General features: G+C 71.4%; 16 protein-coding genes and 1 pseudogene. 8 read left to right on the forward strand and 9 right to left on the reverse strand.

What is annotated here, in order from left to right; translation table 11 throughout:
* Nucleotides 1-93: 93 nt before the first annotated feature.
* Nucleotides 94-1,287 (forward strand): extracellular solute-binding protein, encoded by a 1,194-nt coding sequence (locus ACWEKM_RS13740; protein WP_451621366.1) that lies wholly within the window; start codon nt 94-96, stop codon nt 1,285-1,287.
* An 80-nt stretch (nt 1,288-1,367) separates the two neighbouring features.
* On the opposite strand, the gene ACWEKM_RS13745 is transcribed toward ACWEKM_RS13740, so the two are convergent.
* From ACWEKM_RS13745 to ACWEKM_RS13765, 5 genes are all read right to left on the reverse strand, one after another.
* The gene (locus ACWEKM_RS13745) at nt 1,368-2,237 is read right to left on the reverse strand and encodes a carbohydrate ABC transporter permease (protein ID WP_451621367.1); all 870 of its coding nucleotides are present in this window, start codon (nt 2,235-2,237) and stop codon (nt 1,368-1,370) included.
* Entirely contained in the window at nt 2,234-3,193 is a 960-nt protein-coding gene (locus tag ACWEKM_RS13750; protein WP_451621368.1) for a carbohydrate ABC transporter permease, read from the reverse strand. Before ACWEKM_RS13750 ends, ACWEKM_RS13745 begins: the two co-directional genes overlap by 4 nt.
* Nucleotides 3,187-4,677, reverse strand: a complete 1,491-nt coding sequence (locus ACWEKM_RS13755) for an ABC transporter substrate-binding protein (RefSeq protein WP_451621369.1) — start codon at nt 4,675-4,677, stop codon at nt 3,187-3,189. The genes ACWEKM_RS13750 and ACWEKM_RS13755 overlap by 7 nt, the downstream gene beginning before the upstream one ends.
* On the reverse strand, nt 4,674-5,654 hold the full coding sequence (locus ACWEKM_RS13760; protein WP_451621370.1) for a GNAT family N-acetyltransferase: 981 nt from the start codon (nt 5,652-5,654) through the stop codon (nt 4,674-4,676). The genes ACWEKM_RS13755 and ACWEKM_RS13760 overlap by 4 nt, the downstream gene beginning before the upstream one ends.
* Nucleotides 5,655-5,756: 102 nt before the next feature.
* Nucleotides 5,757-7,010, reverse strand: coding sequence for an exo-beta-N-acetylmuramidase NamZ family protein (locus ACWEKM_RS13765; RefSeq protein WP_451621371.1), 1,254 nt, complete (start codon nt 7,008-7,010; stop codon nt 5,757-5,759).
* 186 nt (nt 7,011-7,196) lie between these two features.
* Between ACWEKM_RS13765 and ACWEKM_RS13770 the strand changes: the two genes are divergently transcribed.
* Entirely contained in the window at nt 7,197-7,733 is a 537-nt protein-coding gene (locus ACWEKM_RS13770; protein WP_451621372.1) for a hypothetical protein, read from the forward strand.
* On the opposite strand, the gene ACWEKM_RS13775 is transcribed toward ACWEKM_RS13770, so the two are convergent.
* Nucleotides 7,715-8,074, reverse strand: coding sequence for a winged helix-turn-helix transcriptional regulator (locus tag ACWEKM_RS13775; protein ID WP_451621373.1), 360 nt, complete (start codon nt 8,072-8,074; stop codon nt 7,715-7,717). The genes ACWEKM_RS13770 and ACWEKM_RS13775 overlap by 19 nt on opposite strands.
* A gap of 72 nt (nt 8,075-8,146) precedes the next feature.
* Here ACWEKM_RS13775 and ACWEKM_RS13780 point away from each other — a divergent pair, with 72 nt between their 5' ends.
* Entirely contained in the window at nt 8,147-8,755 is a 609-nt protein-coding gene (locus ACWEKM_RS13780) for an NADPH-dependent F420 reductase (protein WP_451621374.1), read from the forward strand.
* On the opposite strand, the gene ACWEKM_RS13785 is transcribed toward ACWEKM_RS13780, so the two are convergent.
* Both ACWEKM_RS13785 and ACWEKM_RS13790 read right to left on the reverse strand, forming a co-directional pair.
* Nucleotides 8,752-9,459 (reverse strand): glycerophosphodiester phosphodiesterase, encoded by a 708-nt coding sequence (locus tag ACWEKM_RS13785; protein WP_451621375.1) that lies wholly within the window; start codon nt 9,457-9,459, stop codon nt 8,752-8,754. The genes ACWEKM_RS13780 and ACWEKM_RS13785 overlap by 4 nt on opposite strands.
* Nucleotides 9,460-9,495: 36 nt before the next feature.
* Nucleotides 9,496-10,551, reverse strand: coding sequence for an adenosine deaminase (locus tag ACWEKM_RS13790; protein ID WP_451621376.1), 1,056 nt, complete (start codon nt 10,549-10,551; stop codon nt 9,496-9,498).
* 778 nt (nt 10,552-11,329) lie between these two features.
* On the opposite strand from ACWEKM_RS13790, the gene ACWEKM_RS13795 reads away from it, so the two are divergent.
* On the forward strand, nt 11,330-12,148 hold the full coding sequence (locus ACWEKM_RS13795; RefSeq protein ID WP_451621377.1) for a hypothetical protein: 819 nt from the start codon (nt 11,330-11,332) through the stop codon (nt 12,146-12,148).
* 9 nt (nt 12,149-12,157) lie between these two features.
* Nucleotides 12,158-12,508 (forward strand): annotated as a pseudogene (locus tag ACWEKM_RS13800) (zinc ribbon domain-containing protein); the annotation flags it as partial.
* A 493-nt stretch (nt 12,509-13,001) separates the two neighbouring features.
* On the opposite strand, the gene ACWEKM_RS13805 reads toward ACWEKM_RS13800, so the two are convergent.
* Nucleotides 13,002-13,562 carry an NADAR family protein gene (locus tag ACWEKM_RS13805; protein WP_451621378.1) on the reverse strand — a complete coding sequence of 187 codons (561 nt, stop codon included), beginning with the start codon at nt 13,560-13,562 and terminating at the stop codon, nt 13,002-13,004.
* Nucleotides 13,563-13,769: 207 nt separating this feature from the next.
* On the opposite strand from ACWEKM_RS13805, the gene ACWEKM_RS13810 reads away from it, so the two are divergent.
* The 3 genes from ACWEKM_RS13810 (at nt 13,770) to ACWEKM_RS13820 (ending at nt 17,796) form a co-directional block, all read left to right on the forward strand.
* Nucleotides 13,770-15,323 (forward strand): gamma-aminobutyraldehyde dehydrogenase, encoded by a 1,554-nt coding sequence (locus ACWEKM_RS13810; protein ID WP_451621379.1) that lies wholly within the window; start codon nt 13,770-13,772, stop codon nt 15,321-15,323.
* Between the two features lie 65 nt (nt 15,324-15,388).
* The gene (locus tag ACWEKM_RS13815; RefSeq protein ID WP_451621380.1) at nt 15,389-16,636 is read left to right on the forward strand and encodes a polyamine ABC transporter substrate-binding protein; all 1,248 of its coding nucleotides are present in this window, start codon (nt 15,389-15,391) and stop codon (nt 16,634-16,636) included.
* Entirely contained in the window at nt 16,633-17,796 is a 1,164-nt protein-coding gene (locus tag ACWEKM_RS13820) for an ABC transporter ATP-binding protein (RefSeq protein ID WP_451621381.1), read from the forward strand. The genes ACWEKM_RS13815 and ACWEKM_RS13820 overlap by 4 nt, the downstream gene beginning before the upstream one ends.
* The last annotated feature ends 1 nt before the right edge of the window (nt 17,797 follow it).

Here is a 17,797-nt window from a genome sequence, read left to right on the forward strand (position 1 = left end):
GGGGGAGCGGATCGACAACGTGTCGGGTACGCCGGGGCCCGCTCGACGCAGCGTCGATTGTTCCCGCCCGGTGCGGTTCGGCATGCTGCGCGGGTGCCACGGACTCCTGTGCAAAAGCCCCCGTTCTCCCGCCGTTCCCTGCTGCGTGCGCTGGGCGGCACCGCCGCGTTCGGCGCCCTGGCCGGCTGCGGAGTGCCCGCCGCGTATGTCGCCCCCGCCGACCGCGCCGCGCCGGACACCTCCGCCAACGACAAGAGACTGACCTGGGCGAACTGGCCGCTGTACATCGACACCGACGACGCCCACCCGAACCGTCGGCCCACGCTGGACGCCTTCGAGAAGCGCACCGGTATCTCCGTCGACTACGTCGAGGAGATCAACGACAACGACGAGTTCTTCGGCAAGATCAGCCCCGCGCTCATGAACCACCAGTCCACGGGCCGGGACCTGATCGTCATCAGCGACTGGATGTGCGCGCGGTATGTGCGCCTCGGCTGGGTCCAGGAGATGGACCGCGCCCGGCAGCCCGACGTGGCCCGGTATCTCGACCCGCTGCTGCGCTCGCCCGCCTTCGACCCGGGGCGCAGATTCTCCGTGCCGTACCAGTCGGGGATCACCGGCATCGCGTACAACCGCCGGAAGCTGGGCCGCGAGATCCGGCAGGTGAAGGATCTTTGGGCTAGCGACCTCAAGGGCCGGGTCACCCTGCTGTCCGCTCTCGACGAGGCATTCGCGCTGCTGATGCAGGGGCACGGCGTGGATGTCACCCGGTGGGACGCGGACGACTTCCACACGCTCTGCGACGAGGTGGAGCGGCAGGTCCACCGCGGTCAGATCCGCCGTTTCACCGGCAACGACTACACCAAGGATCTGGTCAGCGGCGATGTGCTGGCCTGCCAGGCATACTCCGGGGACGTCATCCAGTTGCAGGCCGACAATCCCGACATCCGCTTCGTCGTCCCCGAGGAGGGCGCGGAGCTGTGGGCGGAGTCGCTGATGATCCCCGACCGGGCGGCCCACAAGGCCAACGCCGAGCGGCTCGTCGACCACTACTACCAGCCCGAGGTCGCCGCCGAGCTGGCCGCCTGGGTCAACTATGTCTGCCCGGTCCCGGCGGCCAGAGACGTGCTCGCCGCCGCCAAGGACAAGGACACCGCGGCCCTGGCCGACAACCCGCTGATCTTCCCGGACGACACGATGCGCGAGCGGCTCGCCATCGCCCGCGACATCACGTCCGAGGAACGGGTCGGCTTCGCCAAGCGGTGGAACAAGATCGTGGGGTTGTAGGGGAACGAGGGGGGCGAAGTCCCGCCGTGCGGCGAGGACTTGTCCGGGGCGGCGGCGTGGAGTTCACATCGGCGGCGTGGTCACTTGAGGCCGCTGAGCATGACGCCGCGGATGTAGTACTTCTGCAGCAGCAGGAAGAGGACCAGGACCGGCAGGATGCTCAGGACGAGCCCGGCCATGACGATGGGCATCGTGCGGGTCGGGTCGATGTGGTCCTGCAAGAGCTGGATGCCGACGGGCAGCGTCATCACATCCGGGTTGGCGGTCGAGACGAGCAGCGCCCAGATGTACTCGTTCCAGGCATCGACGAAGGTCAGCAGCCCGAGCGTCACCATGACCGGCTTGGTCTGCGGGACCACGATCCGCCACCACACGGCGAATTCACCGGCCCCGTCGATGCGTGCGGCCTCAAGGACCTCGTCCGGGATCGAGAGCATGAACTGGCGCATCAGGAAGATCCCGAAGCCGTTGACGAGGAACGGCAGGGTGAGCGCCACGATGCTGACGGTCAGGCCCGCGCCGCCGCGCCCGAACAGGTCGTTGCCGCCCGCCAGCGGCCAGTGCACCAGGATCAGGAAGCGCGGGATGAAGAACAGGAACGGCGGGAACATCATCGTCGACAGCACGAGGCGGAAGATGAAGTCCCGGCCGGGGAAGCGGAGTTTGGCGAGCGCATAGCCGGCGAGCGACGACGTCAGCAGCACCGATCCGGTGATCACGGCGGTGGCGACGAGGCTGTTGCGGAAGAGCACCGGCAGATCGAGCTGGTCGATCGCCGCCCGGTAGGCGGACAGGTCGAACGCCTTCGGCAGAAACCGGTACGGCAGTGTGCCGGACTCGCCGGGCCCCTTGAAGGACGTCATCACCATGTCGAGGAACGGCACCACGGTGAGCACGGCGCCGGTCACGACCACCGGATACGACAGCCACGGGAATCGACGGCGGATCATGCGTCCTCCCCCGTACGCCGGAAGACCCACAACTGCACCAGGGTGACCACGAGGACCACCGCGAAGAGTACGAAGGCGGCGGCGCTCGCCGTGCCCCAGTCGCCGTACGAGAATGCCTGCTGGTACATCTCCAGCGCGGCCACGTCGGTCGCGTCGCCCGGCCCGCCCTTGGTCATCACGATGATCAGCGCGAACGACTGCAGGCCGGTGATGAACTGGGTGACGCACACAAGCAGCAGGGAAGGCCGCAGCAGCGGCAGGGTGATCTTCCAGAAGACGGTGACGGGCCCGGCCCCGTCGAGCGCGGCGGCCTCGTAGTACGACTCGGGAATGGACTTCAGCCCGGCGGTCAGGATGAGGACCGCCGTGCCGAGCGAGGCCCATGCCTGGACGACCACGACCGAGGGCAGCGCGGTGTCCGGGTTCTGGAGGAAGGCGACCGAGCCGAGCCCGAGGGCGTTGAGGACACCGTTGACCAGGCCGCCCGGCTCGTACATGTACTTCCACACATTGCCGACGGCGACGACGGTCGTGACGATCGGCAGGAAGTACAGGGTGCGCCACAGCCCCTGGAACCGCAGCTTGTCGATGCAGGTGGCGACGAGCACGGAGCCGGTGAGCGCGAGGGCCACGGCGCCCACGGCGAACAGCAGCGTATTGGTGAGGATCGGCGCGAGGAACGTCGATCCGTCCGCGAAGAGGCCGGTGAAGCTGTCCGGGCCGACCGGATCGATGTCGCCGAGGTCGAACCCGGTCCAGCGGGACATCGACAGCAGCAGCGCGAAGCCCAGCGGCAGGATCAGGAAGACGGCGAAGAACAGCAGCGTCGGCGCCAGGAAGAGATAGGCGACGACGACCTGGCGGCGCCGGGCCCGGCCGCGGCCGTCGACGGCCGACCGCGCGGACCGGGTGCCGTGCGCCCGCCCGGCCGTCCGGGGCACCAGGGCGTTCACCATGACCGTGATACCGCCTGGTCGATCTGGCGGCGGGTGGTGCGCAGCGCCTCGTCGACCGATCGCTGACCGCTCCAGAGCGCCTCGATGTTCTTGCGGAGCAGCGACTTGGCCTGCTGTGCGCCCGGCACGTTCGGCTCCGGCACCGCGTACGCGAGCGCGTCCAGGAACGGCCGCAGGTTCCGATCCCCGCCCTTGCCGTCCTCGCGGCCCTGGCCGTTCTTGCCGTCCTTGTTGCTCTCGCCGTCCTCGCCGTCTCCGCCGCCCGCGCCCCTTCCGCCGTCTCCGGTGCCGTCGCCGCCTGCGCCCAGCAGCGTCCGCATGTCGTCGGCGCGGCCGGTCAGCGAGCCGACCGACACCTGGAGCAGGCTCATCCGGGTCGCCGTCGTGCCCTTCTCGGCGCCCTTCACCCGCACCCTCTCGGCGTTGAGCCAGCGCAGGAACTCCCATGCCTCGCGCGGGTGTTCACTGGCCGCGTCGACCCCCAGCATGAAGCCGGTGGAGAGCGTGGCGCGCTCGTCGTCCGCTTCGGGGACGGGCACGGGTGCGACGCCCACATCACGGTAGTCCCGGCCCATCAGGGCCTTCAGGCTCCCGGTCCACCAGCCGGCCCCGACCACCATGGCCACCTGCCCGGACGGGAACGCCTTGTAGACGTTGACGCCGGGGGCGCTCGCGCCGTGCACGACGAGGCGGCGCTCCAGGTCGAACACGGCCCGGCCGGTCGGCGAGTCGATGGCGGTGCTCCGGCCGTCCGCGGAGACGAACGTTCCGCCGGCGGCGCTCAGCAGGGCGAGGGTCTGGCCGACGGTGGTGGAGTCGTCGTAGGCAGACAGCCCGAACCCCTGGACCAGCGTGTTGCCGTACCCGTCCCGCCTGGTGGTGCGGTGGGCCGTCTCCTCCAACTCCCGCCAGGTGCGCGGCGGGCCGTCGACGCCGGCCTCGCGCAGCAGCCGCTTGTTGTAGTAGAGGGCGTACGTCTGCACCTCGGTGGGGTAGCCGTAGACCTCACCCCCCACCGACGAGGCACCGACCGCGGCCGCGCTGTAGCCGCGCCTGATCTCCGCGGCGTGTTCGGACGGAGCGGGCCGCAGGACACCGGCCCGGACGAGCTGGCCGTTCCACAGGCAGTACGGGTGGAGGATGTCGGCGCCCTGGCCCGCGGCCTGCCGGACCATGAACGTGGTCAGCAGGTCCGTGAACTCGACCGCCGTCGTCCGCACCTTGACCCGGTCGTGGGTGGCGTTCCACTCGTCGACCGGGCCCTGTAGGGCCTTCCTGAGCGCCCCGCTCGCGTAGTGGGAGAGCAGGGTGAGGACGATCGGATCCCCGGGGCGCCCGGTGCCCCGGTGCGGTGCGGCGCACCCGGAGGCGAGCAGTGCCGAGGGGAGCGCGAGCGCGAAATGACGGCGACTCAGGCTGCCAGTGCGGCGACTCAGGCCGCCGGTGCGGTGGTTCAGGCCGCCGGTGCGGTGGCTCGGCGTCATCGGGCGGCCTCCCGGCGCAGCACACGGAACACCCGGGTCGTGCGGAAACCGGCCCCGCGGTACAGCTGACCCGCCGGGGATTGCTCGCCGGTCCACAGAAACCACGCCGAGTGCGCACCGCGGGCCCGCATCCGCTCCAGGACCAGATGCAGCAGGACCTTGCCGAGACCGGTGCCGCGCCTCTCCGTCAGCACACCGAACGGGCCGAACCGCTCGTCCACCGACTCGTACGCGCCGTGCATCGCCCAGCCGACCAGGCGGCCCGCCGGGTCCCGGACGACGACGATCCGGTCGAGCGGCGTACCCGCGGCCACACACTCGCGGATCGCGCGCGCCCAGTCCGGGCCGAAGTGGTTCCGGGCGAGCGCCACCAGCTCCACCAGGTCGTCGTCGGACGGGGTGGTGAACCGGTGGCCCAGCGCGGTCAGTTCGGCCAGCAGACGGGCGGCATCCGCCGGGAAGCGGTAGCCGACCAGGGCGCGGTCCATCGCCGCCGCCTCGTACAGCGCGCGAAAGCCCAGGGATTCGAGGAGCCGGGCCGCTTCCGGATAGGTCTCGGCGTCCAGGCCGGGAAGGAGGTAGTTCGGGGTGTACGAGGAGAAGTCCACCCGGGTGCGGCCGTGGCCGTGCAGCCAGTCCAGGGCATCGGTCAGCAGCCGGCGGCCGAGGCCGCGCCCGCGGGCTGCCGGGTCGACGAAGAAGAACGGGATCCAGCCCTGCTCCGGTTCCAGGTCGGTGCCGGTCAGCGGCGTCAGCCGGCGCACCGCGTAGGCCGCGCCGACGACCCGGTCGCCGTCGACCGCGACCCGAAGGCCCGCCGGATCGAAGTTGGCGTCGAGCAGCACCAGGGAGCGGAAGCGGTCCGGGGTGATCGGGTCGGCCGGCGCACCGCGGCGCCACGACTCCACCAGCTGCGGGCCGTCGCCCGCGCGAAAGCCGCGGATCTGGGCCCGGGAGTTCGTCGTGCGATCGGTCATCGACGGGGTTGTCCTTCCCTGTGCGGGCCCGCTCCGGGTACGGCCGCGGTCCGGACGGCGTCCGCGGCATCGGGGCTGTGCGCGATGTCGGGGCGGGAGGTCTCACGGGTACAGCAGCGCGTCGTCGCCGGCCCACCGGCCGGGCGGCGCCGGCGGATCACACAGCGGCAGCGGGTCGTCGCCCGCGTCGACGGCGCGCCGCAAGCGGTCGGAGCCCCACAGCAGGTCGATGAAGTGACGCCGGCCGGTCCCGTCCGCGGCGGCGTGCGTGCCGTTGTCGGTGGCGTTGTACGCGCCGTCGTCAGTGGCGCGCCACGCGAAGTCGTCCGGGTAGAGACGGCGCAGCGTGGCGAGCATCGCGACGGCGGTGCGCACCGGAGCGAACGTCTCACGATCGGTGAGGTGCAGCTGGACCCCGCGCAGCGGCCGTCCGGCGTGTTTGTGACAGGTCGGTACGTACCGTAGATCACGGAAGTGCACTCCGGGCAGGGCGAGTTCGGTGAGCGAGGGCGCGAACCGCGCGTCGATGTACGGGGCCCCGACGAGCTCGAAGGGCTGCGTGGTGCCCCGGCCCTCCGAGAGGTTCGTCCCCTCGAACAGGCAGGTGCCGGGGTAGACGGCGGCAGTGGCGGGTGTCGGGATGTTCGGCGAGGGCGCCACCCAGGGCAGGCCGGTGGCCGCCGCGTCCATCGCGCGCCGCCAGCCGACGATCTCGATCACCGTCAGATCGGCCGCGCGGCCCGCCGCCTGGGGCACGGCCGAGGAGTTGAGCCACCGGGCGAGTTCGCCGCAGGTGAGGCCGTGCCGGACGGGTGTCGGGGCGCGCCCGACGAAGCTGGCCCACGCCGGATCGAGCAGCGGGCCCTCGCTGACCAGCCCACCGAGGGGATTCGGCCGGTCGGCGACCACGAACCGCACGCCCGTACGGGCCGCCGACACCATCAGGTCGAACATGGTCCACACATAGGTGTAGAACCTGGCCCCGATGTCCTGGAGGTCGTACACCAGGGCGTCGACGCCGCTGTCGAGCAGGGTTGCGTCGAGGCGCTCGCCGTCGCACCGGTAGGTGTCGTGGACCGGCAGTCCGGTGTCGGGGTCCGGCAGTCCGGTGTCGGGGTCCGGCCGAGCGGCCTCGCTCTGGCCGGCCTGGCCGGTCCCGTGCAGCCCGTGCTCGGGACCGAACAGGGCGACCAGCCGCGCGCCGGCCGCGAGCAGCGCGGGCGCGGCCGGGCGCAGATCGGGGAGGACGCCGGTGTGGTTGGTCACCAGTCCGAGCCGGCCGGGTCCGGCGAGTTCGGGCGACGCGTGCAGGCGCGCGATCCCGGTCGTCACCGCGACGCGGTCGTCCGTGCTCATCCTCTGCCCCCGTCTGCCGGTGACACCTCGAAACGGCGGCTGGAAATTTACTGGTATGTCTAGGAATTCCGCAATTACTGACCAAAGGTTCCCTGTGAGTGAGCTCCGAGTGAGGTCGGCCGGACGGTCCTGCGGGCGGCCGAGAAGTTTTTTGAACGTGTTCAATTCTGTGCGTAGGCTGTCGTCATGAGCGACAGAGTCGCCCTGCTCAAGGGCGCTCGTGTCTGGTTGGCCTGCTTCGTCGTGTGTCTCGCGCTCAGCGGGGCCACCGCATTTCCGCCCGTGCATGAACTCCGTTGGACGGAGGAGGTGTTGCGGGCCCTGTCCGTGCCGGAGCAGCTGCCGGCGCTCGCCGACTGGATCACCCGGGTGCGGCAGGGGCTGGACGAGGCCGACGCCTCGTATCCGTTCCTGCTGTACGGCACGGACTGGCTGGCCTTCGCCCACCTCGTCATCGCCGTCGCCTTCTACGGCCCCTACCGGGACCCCGTACGCAATGTCTGGGTCGTGGAGTTCGGGATGATCGCCTGCGCCGGGATCATCCCGCTCGCCCTCGTCTGCGGACCGATCCGCGGCATCCCGTTCTGGTGGAGCGTGATCGACATGTGCTTCGGTGTGTTCGGTGTCGTCCCGCTGTACGTCGTACGGAAGAAGATCAAGCAACTGGAGCGGCTGACCGGCGGATTCGCGCCCGCGCCGGTCGTTCAGGGTTCGCGCGCGTAGCGCTCCCGGGCCGCCATCACCTCGTCGCCGTGCGTGAAGGCCCAGGTCCCGAAGGTGTCGATCGGAGCGAGCAACGACCGCCCCAGACCGGTGAGTTCGTACTCGACCCGGGGCGGTGAGCCGCCGTACGCGCGGCGCGCGACCAGCCGGTTGAACTCCAGCCGCCGCAGGGTCTCGGTCAGCACCTTCTGGCTGATCCCGCCGATCCGTGCGCGCAGCACGCCGGGGCGTCCGGGCCCGTCCTTGAGCGCCCACAGCACCACGCAGTGCCAGGTGTTGGCGAGCAGGTCGAAGGCGAGCCGGGCACGGCAGTCGGCGAGGAAGGGCTGGTCGTCGGTCACGCACCGAATGGTGCCCGAGCGGCCTCCTACTGTTCGACGTGGCCTGGAACACCCGGACAGTGGGAGGGACTTGTGCGGATCGGAATACTCGGCACCGGCGGCATGTCGGACGCGCTCGGCACGCGCTGGCGACAGGCGGGACATGAGGTGGTCGCGGGCAGCCGCTCGCGCGGTGGCCTCGGCGCGGCGGTCGCGTCCGGCACCGACGCGGTGCTGCTGGCCGTCCCCTACGCGGCCGCCGTCGAGGTGGTCACGGGGCTGGCGGAGGCGCTGCGCGGACGGGTGCTGATCGACTGCACCAACCCGGTCGGCCCCGGCTTCGGCCTGCTCACGGCGGGCGGCCCCGCGGCGGCCGAGCGGATCGCCGCGGCGGCCCCCGGCGCCCGCGTGGTCAAGGCGTTCAACCTCTGCCACGAGGACGTCTGGCGGCTCGCCCCGCCGGTCTTCGCCGGCCGTCCGCTCGCGGTGCCGCTGTGCGGCGACGACACGGAGGCACTGACCGTCGTACGCCGCCTCGTGCGCGACCTCGGCTGTACGCCCCTGAACGCCGGGGGACTGGACCGCGCCGGGCTGCTGGAGGCGACGGCCGCGCTGCTCATCGGGCTGTGGCTGGGCGAGGGGGCGGACGCGCAGGCGATCGCGCCGCCCCTGGAGTTCTCCGGGCTGCGGGAGAATCCCTAGCCCTGGCGGAGGGGGCGGAGAGCGCGGGGGGCGCGCAGGGTACGGAGGGTGTCGATGCGGTTCGTGGTGATCGAGTCGACGCTCAGGTCGAGGAGGCGGCGCATGGCGCGGCGGGTGTCCGGGGTCCAGACGGACAGCAGATGACCGCCGTGGTGGACGCGGGCGGCCAGATCCCTGCTGACCAGACTGAAGCGGTAGTTGAGCCAGCGCGGGCCCACCGCCGCCAGCAGGGCCGGCCGCGGCGGCGCGAGCGTCGTCCAGGTCAGGGCGATCTCGGCGGCCGGGTCGGCGGCGCGCACGGCCAGCATCGCCTCCGCGCCCGCGCAGTAGTAGACGCGGTCCCGCGCCCCGGACGCATGGACGACCTCCACGATCCGCCGCGCGGTCCGGCGCTCGATCCCCGGCAGATCGACCATCACCCGGCTGCCGTCCGTCGCGGCCAGCGCCTCCTCCAGCGTCGGTACGCCGCCCGCGGTGAGCTCGCGCAGCTCGGCGGCGGACAGCGCGCCGAGCGGCCGGTCCTGTTCCCACAGCCGCTTCAGCGTCGCGTCGTGCAGCAGCACGGGCACGCCGTCACGGGTGAGCCGTACGTCGATCTCGACCACGTCCGCGCCCCGTCGGAGCGCGGAACGCAGCGAGTCGATCGTGTTCTCGCGGAAGCGATAGGGGTCGCCGCGGTGTGCGACGGCGGTCACGGTCTGCATGGACCCCATTTTGCGGGTGGACACCGAGCGACGGGCTCAGGGGGCGAGCCACTGCGCCGTGTACGTGTCGATCTCGGCGGCGATCCGGGCCTTGCCCGCCGGGTCCAGGAAGGACGCCTCGACCGCGTTCTTGGCGAGGTCGGCGAGGCCGCGCTCGTCGAGGCCGAGCAGCCGGGCGGCCACCGCGTACTCGTTGTTGAGGTCGGTGCCGAACATCGGCGGGTCGTCCGAGTTGACCGTGACCACGACGCCGGCGTCGACAAGCTCCTTGATCGGGTGCTCGTCCAGGGTGCGGACCGCGCGGGTGGCGATGTTGGAGGTCGGGCAGACCTCCAGCGGGATGCGGCGGTCGGCGAGGTGGGCGAGCAGCTTGGGGTCGTCGGCCGAGCTGATGCCGTGCCCGATCCGCTCGGCGCGCAAATCGGTCAGCGCGTCCCAGACCGTCTCGGGGCCGGTCGTCTCGCCGGCGTGCGGCACGGAGTGCAGCCCGGCGGCGATGGCACGGTCGAAGTACGGCTTGAACTGCGGCCGGGGCACGCCGATCTCGGGTCCGCCGAGCCCGAAGGAGACCAGGCCCTCCGGGCGCACCCGGTCGTCGGTGGCGAGCCGGACCGTCTCCTCCGCGGCCTCAAGGCCCGCCTCGCCGGGGATGTCGAAGCACCAGCGCAGTACGGTCCCGAACTCGGCCTCGGCCGTCTTGCGGGCGTCCTCGATCGCGTCCATGAAGGCATGCGCGTCGATGCCGCGGCGGGTCGAGGAGAACGGCGTGATGGTCAGCTCGGCGTACCGCACCTGCTGCCGGGCCAGGTCGCGGGCCACCTCGTAGGTGAGGAGCCGGACGTCCTCCGGGGTGCGGATGAGATCGACGACGGACAGGTACACCTCGATGAAGTGGGCGAAGTCCGTGAAGGTGAAGTACTCGGCCAGCGCCTCCTGGCCGGTGGGGACCTTGGAGTCGGCGTGGCGGGCGGCGAGTTCCGAGACGATGCGCGGGGAGGCGGAGCCGACGTGGTGGACGTGCAGTTCGGCCTTGGGCAGTCCGGCGATGAAGGCCAGCGGGTCGCGGGTGGCGGGTGCGGCGCTGTCGGTCAAGAGGTCCCTCCCCGGGAAGGCGCCGGCGGACCGGGATCCGGGCGCGGATGATCGGCTGATCGGTGACTCGGGGGTCATCGTAGGCCGTGTCCGGGGCGGTGCTGCCCTGCCCGTAGCATGACAGCACGCCGACGAGAGGGGACCGTGCGCAATGTCCGACGAGGCACGGGAGAACGCCGCGCAGAGTGGAGCGACGACGCCCGGCGCCGCCGCCTCGCTCGGCAACCGGTCCACCACACCGGCCGTGCCTGCCGCCGACGGCGGTGCGACCGCCGTCGGTGTGACTGACGGCGGTGCGGCGGCCGTGGTCTCCTGGCCGGCACCGGCCGGTTCGGATCCCCGGTCCGGACTCGGGCTACCTGCCGCTCCGACCGCGGGGGTCTGGCCCGAGCCCACTGTTTCGGACAGGCCAGACAGGCCAGACGGGTCGGACAGGGGGTCGTGGGGCGCGGGCGCCGGTTCCGTCCCGGGGCCGTCGTCGCCCGCGGCCCGCGAGACGGTTCCCGACCCATGGGCGCCGCCTGCCGGCCGGGCACCCGCGGACACACCGGCCGACGCCGGCGCGCCCCGTCCCGGCGCCGACACCACCACGCCCAGGCCCGGCGAGGATCCCTGGGCGGCGCCGACGGACGCGGTCCGCCTGCACGGCGCCCCAAGACCGGGGGGCGCTGTGCCTGCATCCGGCGCTTCGGTACTGGGGGATGCCGTGCCTATGCCGGGTGCTTCGGCGCTGGGGGGCGCTGTGCCTGCATCCGGTGCTTCGGCGCCAGGGGATGCCGTGCCTGCATCCGGCGCTCTGATACCGGGGGGCACCGTCCTCGCATCCGACGCCCCCGCGCCAGCGGGCACCGTCCCCGCGCCCGGCGCCCCGGCGGCCGGACCGGGGGAGACCGTCGTCGCGGGCGGTCCCGGCGGCCCGGTTCCCCCTTCCCTCCATGACCAGCGGACGGTCACCTCGTTCCCGGGGGCGAGCGCGCCGCCGTCCTGGGCCGACCCGGCCGGCACGCCGGGCGCGGCCGGGCCGGTGAACCCGTTCGCCGCGCCCGGGACGGCCCCGCCGCCCGCGGGCGGTTCGGGCCATGCGTTCGCCCCGCCGCATTCGGACCATCCGTTCGCCCCGCCGAGGGCGGAGTCCGCCACGGGCGCTCCCTTCGCACCCCCCGTCGCGCAGCCCCAGGGCGCGCCGGTCCCGCCGCCCCCCATGGCCCCCGGCGGACCTGGCCAGGTTCCCTACGGCTACCCGGGCGGCCCCGCGGGTTACGGCTACCCGGCGGCGCCCGTGCCCGGCCCGGGCTACTCGGTGCCGTCCGCCGCCGGTCCCGGCTACTACGGCTGGTCCGGCACGCCGATGCCGAGCAATGGGCTGGGCACGGCCGGGCTGGTACTGGGCATCCTGGCGGCGATCGGCTTCTGTATGTGGCCGGTGGCGATCCTGCTGGGCGTGCTGGCCGTGATCTTCGGCGGGATCGGCCGCGGCAGGGCCCGCCGAGGTGAGGCGACCAACCCCGGCCAGGCCCTGGCCGGCGTCATCTGCGGCGCGGTCGGCATCGTCCTCGGCCTGGTCATGCTGGCCTTCTTCATCGCCACGTCCGCTTGACGATCCATCAAGAGCCCGCGGCCCAGGCCCGACCCCGAGCAGACCGGCACGTTCCTCCCGAACGGCGCCGCCGCAAAGGCCGGGCTGAACCGAAGCATCCTCGACGCGGGTTGGGGACAGTTTCTTGCGATCCTGGCGCAGAAGGCTGAGAGTGCCGCTCGCCGAGTGATCTCAGTGGACGCTCGCAATACCTCCCGCACGTGCCCGCCCGAGACAGGCGGATGCGGGCACGTCGCGAAGGAGAACCGTGTCACCCAGGCAAAGTTCGAGTGCGTCAAGTGCGGGCTGGTGGAGAACGCCGACCGCGTGGGCGCACTGAACGTCCTGCACAGGGCCGGGCTGGTCCTCTGCGACGGTGCTTGGCCACCGATCCAGGAAGCCCGCGACTTTAGTCGTGGGTGGAGTCAAAGGAGTTCAGCATCCCGCCCCGGACCGGCCCCCACGGCCACGCTGGCGCGGCCCGAAGCCCCCGGCTCGCCGGGTCCGCACTCGGCCCGGCGGCTTACGGTGACTCAAGTCCTCACCGGCCCGCCCCGGTTCATGGGGCGGCCTCGGCTCGGCGGCTCGTCCGGACCCGCGGGTTCGAACCGAGCCACCGACCCGCCCGGCTCGGCATCCCGCCCCGGTCCGCGGCGCGCCCGGGACGACGGGGCCACGTCGGCTCGTAGGCCCCGGTCCGGACCGGGCCCCACCCCACCCCACCCACCAGCCGCCGCTCGCGCGTCCGAACCGCCCCCGCCGCGCGTCCGAACCACCCCCCGCTCACGCGTTCAAGTCGCTCACGTGGCGCACCGGGCCCCGCTCGGCACGGTGTCGGACGTGGCGATCCCGGGAGGGTGTCCCGCGCGTCGGTTCAGCCGCTGTGCGCGAGACGTTCGCGGGCCTTCATCAGGGCGAAGCCCAGGAGGTTCGGGCCGCGCCAGCGTTCGGGGTCGGTGGCGGCCTCGTCGTCCGCCGCGAGGCCGATGCCCCACACGCGGTCCACCGGGCTCGCCTCCACCAGGACGCGTTCCCCGGTGTTCAGCAGGAACTCCCGCAGGTCGGCATGCGCGGCGAACTTGTGCACGCTGCCCTCGACCACGATCCGGAAACGTTCCCGCTCCCACACTCCCTCGTCGAAGTCCCGCACCAGCCGCCCCGCCTTCTTGGCCTGGGAAGGGTGCCCCGCGGCCAGCACCCGGCGCTCCGCCTCCGCGTCCCCGAAGAGTCTCGCCTTCCCGGCCATCATCCAGTGCTCGGCCGTCGCGTACTCCACCGCGTCCACCACGAAGGGCGAGGGCCACCACTGGCTGAGACAGCTCGCCCCGACCCGCCCGTCCGCCCGCGGCCGGTGCCCCCAAAAGTGCAGGTACTTGAGGTGCGCCCCCGCGCGGACCTCCCTGATCAGCGTCTCCACCGAGTCGATCTTCCCCATGCACGCCAGTTTGGCAGGCACCACTGACACTCCGTCCTCCGTTTTCCAGGCCGACTCGACACCTGGTCGACAGATTCCGTCGCGTAACCAAAAGGCAACAACGGAATCACTTGTTGGAGTCCCATTGCTCTGTCAGGATCGGCACTCACATCGAGCTGGAGCTACGCCACCCACCCCCGGGACGGGGCGACGGCGGAGGAGAGCGACATGCACAACCCGGGCACCGCCATGCCAAAACGACTCCCGGCACAGGAACGATTTCCGGCAAAGGAGCGCTTCGCTGACGGAGCGCAGTACGTCGCCGGACGCCTGACGAAAGGTACGTCGGGCCGCACCCACCACGTGGTCGATCCGGCCACCGGCGCAGACGTGTACAGCTACGAACTGGCCGGCCCCGAGGACGTGGACGCGGCGGTCGCCGCCGCCCGCGCGGCCTTCCCGGCCTGGGCCGCCGCCACCCCCGGCGAACGCTCCGACGCGCTGCACCGGTTCGCCGCCGTCCTCGCGGACCGCGCCGAGGAGTTCGCCCGCGCCGAATCCCTCCAGTGCGGCAAGCCGCTCAAGCTGACCCGCGAGTTCGATGTCCCCGGGACCATCGACAACACGGCGTTCTTCGCGGGCGCCGCCCGGCATCTGCAGGGACAGTCCGCCGGCGAGTACTCCGGCGACCACACGTCGTACGTCCGCCGGGAACCCCTCGGCGTCGTCGGCTCCATCGCCCCCTGGAACTACCCGCTCCAGATGGCCGCGTGGAAGATCCTGCCGGCGATCGCCGCGGGCAACACCATCGTGCTCAAGCCCGCCGAGCTGACCCCGCTGACCTCGCTGCTGTTCGCCGAGGCCGCGACCGCCGCGGGCATCCCGGACGGCGTCGTCAACATCGTCACCGGCACCGGCAAGGAGGCGGGGGAGCGCCTCGTCGGTCACCCCGACGTGGCCATGACCTCCTTCACCGGCTCCACGGCGGTCGGCAAGCGCGTCGCCGAGATCGCCACCGCCACCGTCAAACGCATCCACCTGGAGCTCGGCGGCAAGGCCCCCTTCGTCGTCTTCGACGACGCCGACCTCGACGCCGCCGCCAACGGCGCGGTCGCCGGTGCCCTCATCAACACCGGGCAGGACTGCACGGCCGCCACGCGCGCGTATGTGCAGCGCCCGCTGTACGAGGCGTTCGTGGAGAAGACCGCCGCGCTGATGGAGAGCGTCCGGCTCGGCGACCCGTTCGCCCCCGGCACCGACCTCGGCCCGCTGATCTCACACGTCCAGCGCGACCGGGTGGCCGGCTTCGTGGACCGGGCCCGCGGCTACGCGCGCGTGGTGACCGGCGGCGCGGCCCCTCTGGGTGAACTGGCCGACGGCGCTTACTATCGGCCCACCCTGATCGCCGACGCGCCCCAGGGCAGCGAGGTCGTCCAGTCCGAGATCTTCGGTCCGGTGCTGGTCGTCCTGCCGTTCGACGGTGACGACGAGGGGATTCGGCTGGCCAATGACACCCCGTACGGGCTCGCCGCCTCCGCGTGGAGCCGGGACGTGTACCGGGCGAACCGCGCGACCCGTGAGATCAAGGCGGGCTGTGTCTGGGTCAACGACCACATTCCGATCATCAGCGAGATGCCGCACGGCGGATACAAGCAGTCCGGCTTCGGCAAGGACATGTCCGCGTACTCGTTCGAGGAATACACGCAGGTCAAGCACGTCATGTTCGACAACACAGCGGTTGCCAGGAAGGACTGGCACCGCACGATCTTCGGGGACCGATAGAGCCGACTGGTCCGGTCGCCGACCACGGCCGGCCGCACCATCCCTCCCGAAAGGGCACCACGCGCATGGAGCAGTACGAGCCCGAACGCCTCACCTCGCCCCAGCTGGCCGCCATGCGGCGCAGTTTCCGCAACGGCAGGGCCGCCCTGAGCCGCCGTTCGCTGCTGCGCGCCACCGCGGGCGGCACGCTCGCGGTGGGCGGACTCGGGGCGCTGAGCGCCTGCGGGATCCCCGCGGCGGGCAAGACGCAGGGCGGCACGTCCGCCGAGGACCACTCGGCGCAGGAGAAGGTCGTCAACTTCTCCAACTGGCCCGAGTACATGGACGTCGACGACAGCGGAAAGAACCATCCGACGCTCGACGCGTTCGCCCGGCGGACCGGCATCAAGGTGAAGTACACCGAGGACATCAACGACAACAACGAGTTCTTCGGCAAGATCAAACCGCAGCTCGCCGCGGGCCAGGACACCGGCCGCGATCTGATCGTCCTCACCGAATGGCTGGCCGCCCGGTTGATCCGCCTGGGCTGGATCCAGAAGCTGGACCCGGCCAACCTGCCGCATGCCTTCACCAACCTGTCGCCCCAGTTCCGCGACACCGACTGGGACCCGGGACGCGCCTACTCCTACCCCTTTCAGGGCATCTCGACCGTCATCGCGTTCAACAAGAAGGCACTTGACGGCGTCGAGGTGAGGTCGATCTCCGACCTGCTCGACAACCCCAAGCTCAAGGGGCGGGTCGGCTTTCTGTCGGAGATGCGCGACAGCATCGGCATGACCATGCTCGACATGGGCAAGGACCCGAGGAAGTTCACCGACGACGACTTCGACGCGGTGATCGCCCGGCTGCAGAAGGCCGTCGACAAGGGCCAGATACGGCGCTTCACCGGAAACGACTACACGGCCGACCTCACCAAGGGCGACCTGGCCGCCTGCGTGGCCTGGGGCGGTGACATCATCCAGCTCCAGTCGGACAACCCGGACGTCGACTACGTCCTCCCGGCCCACGGCTACATCACGGCGACCGACAACTTCCTGATCCCGAACAAGGCGCGGCACAAGACGAACGCCGAGCGGCTGATCGACTTCTACTACCAGCCGCAGGAGGCCGCGGCGCTCGCCGCCTACATCAACTACGTGTCTCCCGTCGACGGCACGAAACCCTATCTGGAGAAGATCGACAAGTCCGCGGCGGACAACCCGCTGATCCTGCCCGACAAGGCCATGCAGGCCAGGGGCCATGCCTTCCGCATGCTGACGCAGCAGGAAGAGACGGCCTACGAAGGTAAGTTCGCGAAGCTCACAGGGGCGTGACAAGGATGAACACCACAGACAGCAGCGGCGATGTCCGCCTCGTGGGGATCGGCAAGACCTACGACTCCTTCACCGCCGTGCACCCGCTGGACCTGACCGTGCCGCAGGGCTCCTTCTTCGCCCTGCTCGGTGCCTCGGGCTGCGGCAAGACCACCACCCTGCGCATGATCGCGGGCCTGGAGGAGCCGACCTCGGGCAGTGTGCGCCTCGGCGAGCAGGAGGTGACCCATCTGCCGCCGTACAAGCGGCCGGTGAACACCGTCTTCCAGTCCTACGCCCTCTTCCCGCACCTGGACATCTTCGAGAACGTCGCCTTCGGCCTGCGCAGACGCGGCATCAAGTCGGTGAAGAAGCAGGTCGGGGAGATGCTCGACCTGGTGCAGCTGGGCGAGCAGGCGCGCAAGAAGCCGCACCAGCTCTCCGGTGGCCAGCAGCAGCGCGTGGCCGTGGCCCGCGCCCTGATCAACCACCCCAAGGTGCTGCTCCTGGACGAGCCGCTGGGCGCCCTCGACCTCAAGCTGCGCCGCCAGATGCAGCTGGAGCTGAAGCGGATCCAGACCGAGGTCGGCATCACCTTCATCCATGTCACCCATGACCAGGAGGAGGCCATGACCATGGCCGACACGGTCGCGGTGATGAACGCGGGCCGCGTCGAACAACTCGGCTCGCCCGCCGACCTGTACGAGAACCCGCAGACCACGTTCGTGGCCAACTTCCTCGGCACCTCCAACCTCATCGAGGCCGAGGTGGACAGCCGGGGCGGCGGCGACATCGTCCTCAAGGCGGGCGGCGAAAAGCTGGCGCTGCCCGAGGCGCGGTGTTCCGCCTCGGCGCGGACCGGCGACAAGGTGCTGGTCGGCATCCGCCCGGAGAAGATCTCCCTCACCCACATCGACGACGCGGGTGAGATCCCCGAGGGCCGCAACCACATCACCGGCAGGATCGCGGACGCCAGTTTCATCGGCGTCTCCACCCAGTACGTCGTGGACAGCCCCGTGTGCCCCGAACTCGCGGTGTACGTCCAGAACGTCGAGCGGGACGGCCGGCTGGTGCCCGGCGCCGAGGTGATCCTGCACTGGAGCCCCGCCCACACCTTCGGCCTGGACGCGGCCCAGGATATCGACGCCGGCGTGGAGACCGTAGAGGAAGAGGCCGCGTAGA

It is taken from the genome of Streptomyces sp. NPDC004752 (assembly GCF_053601275.1).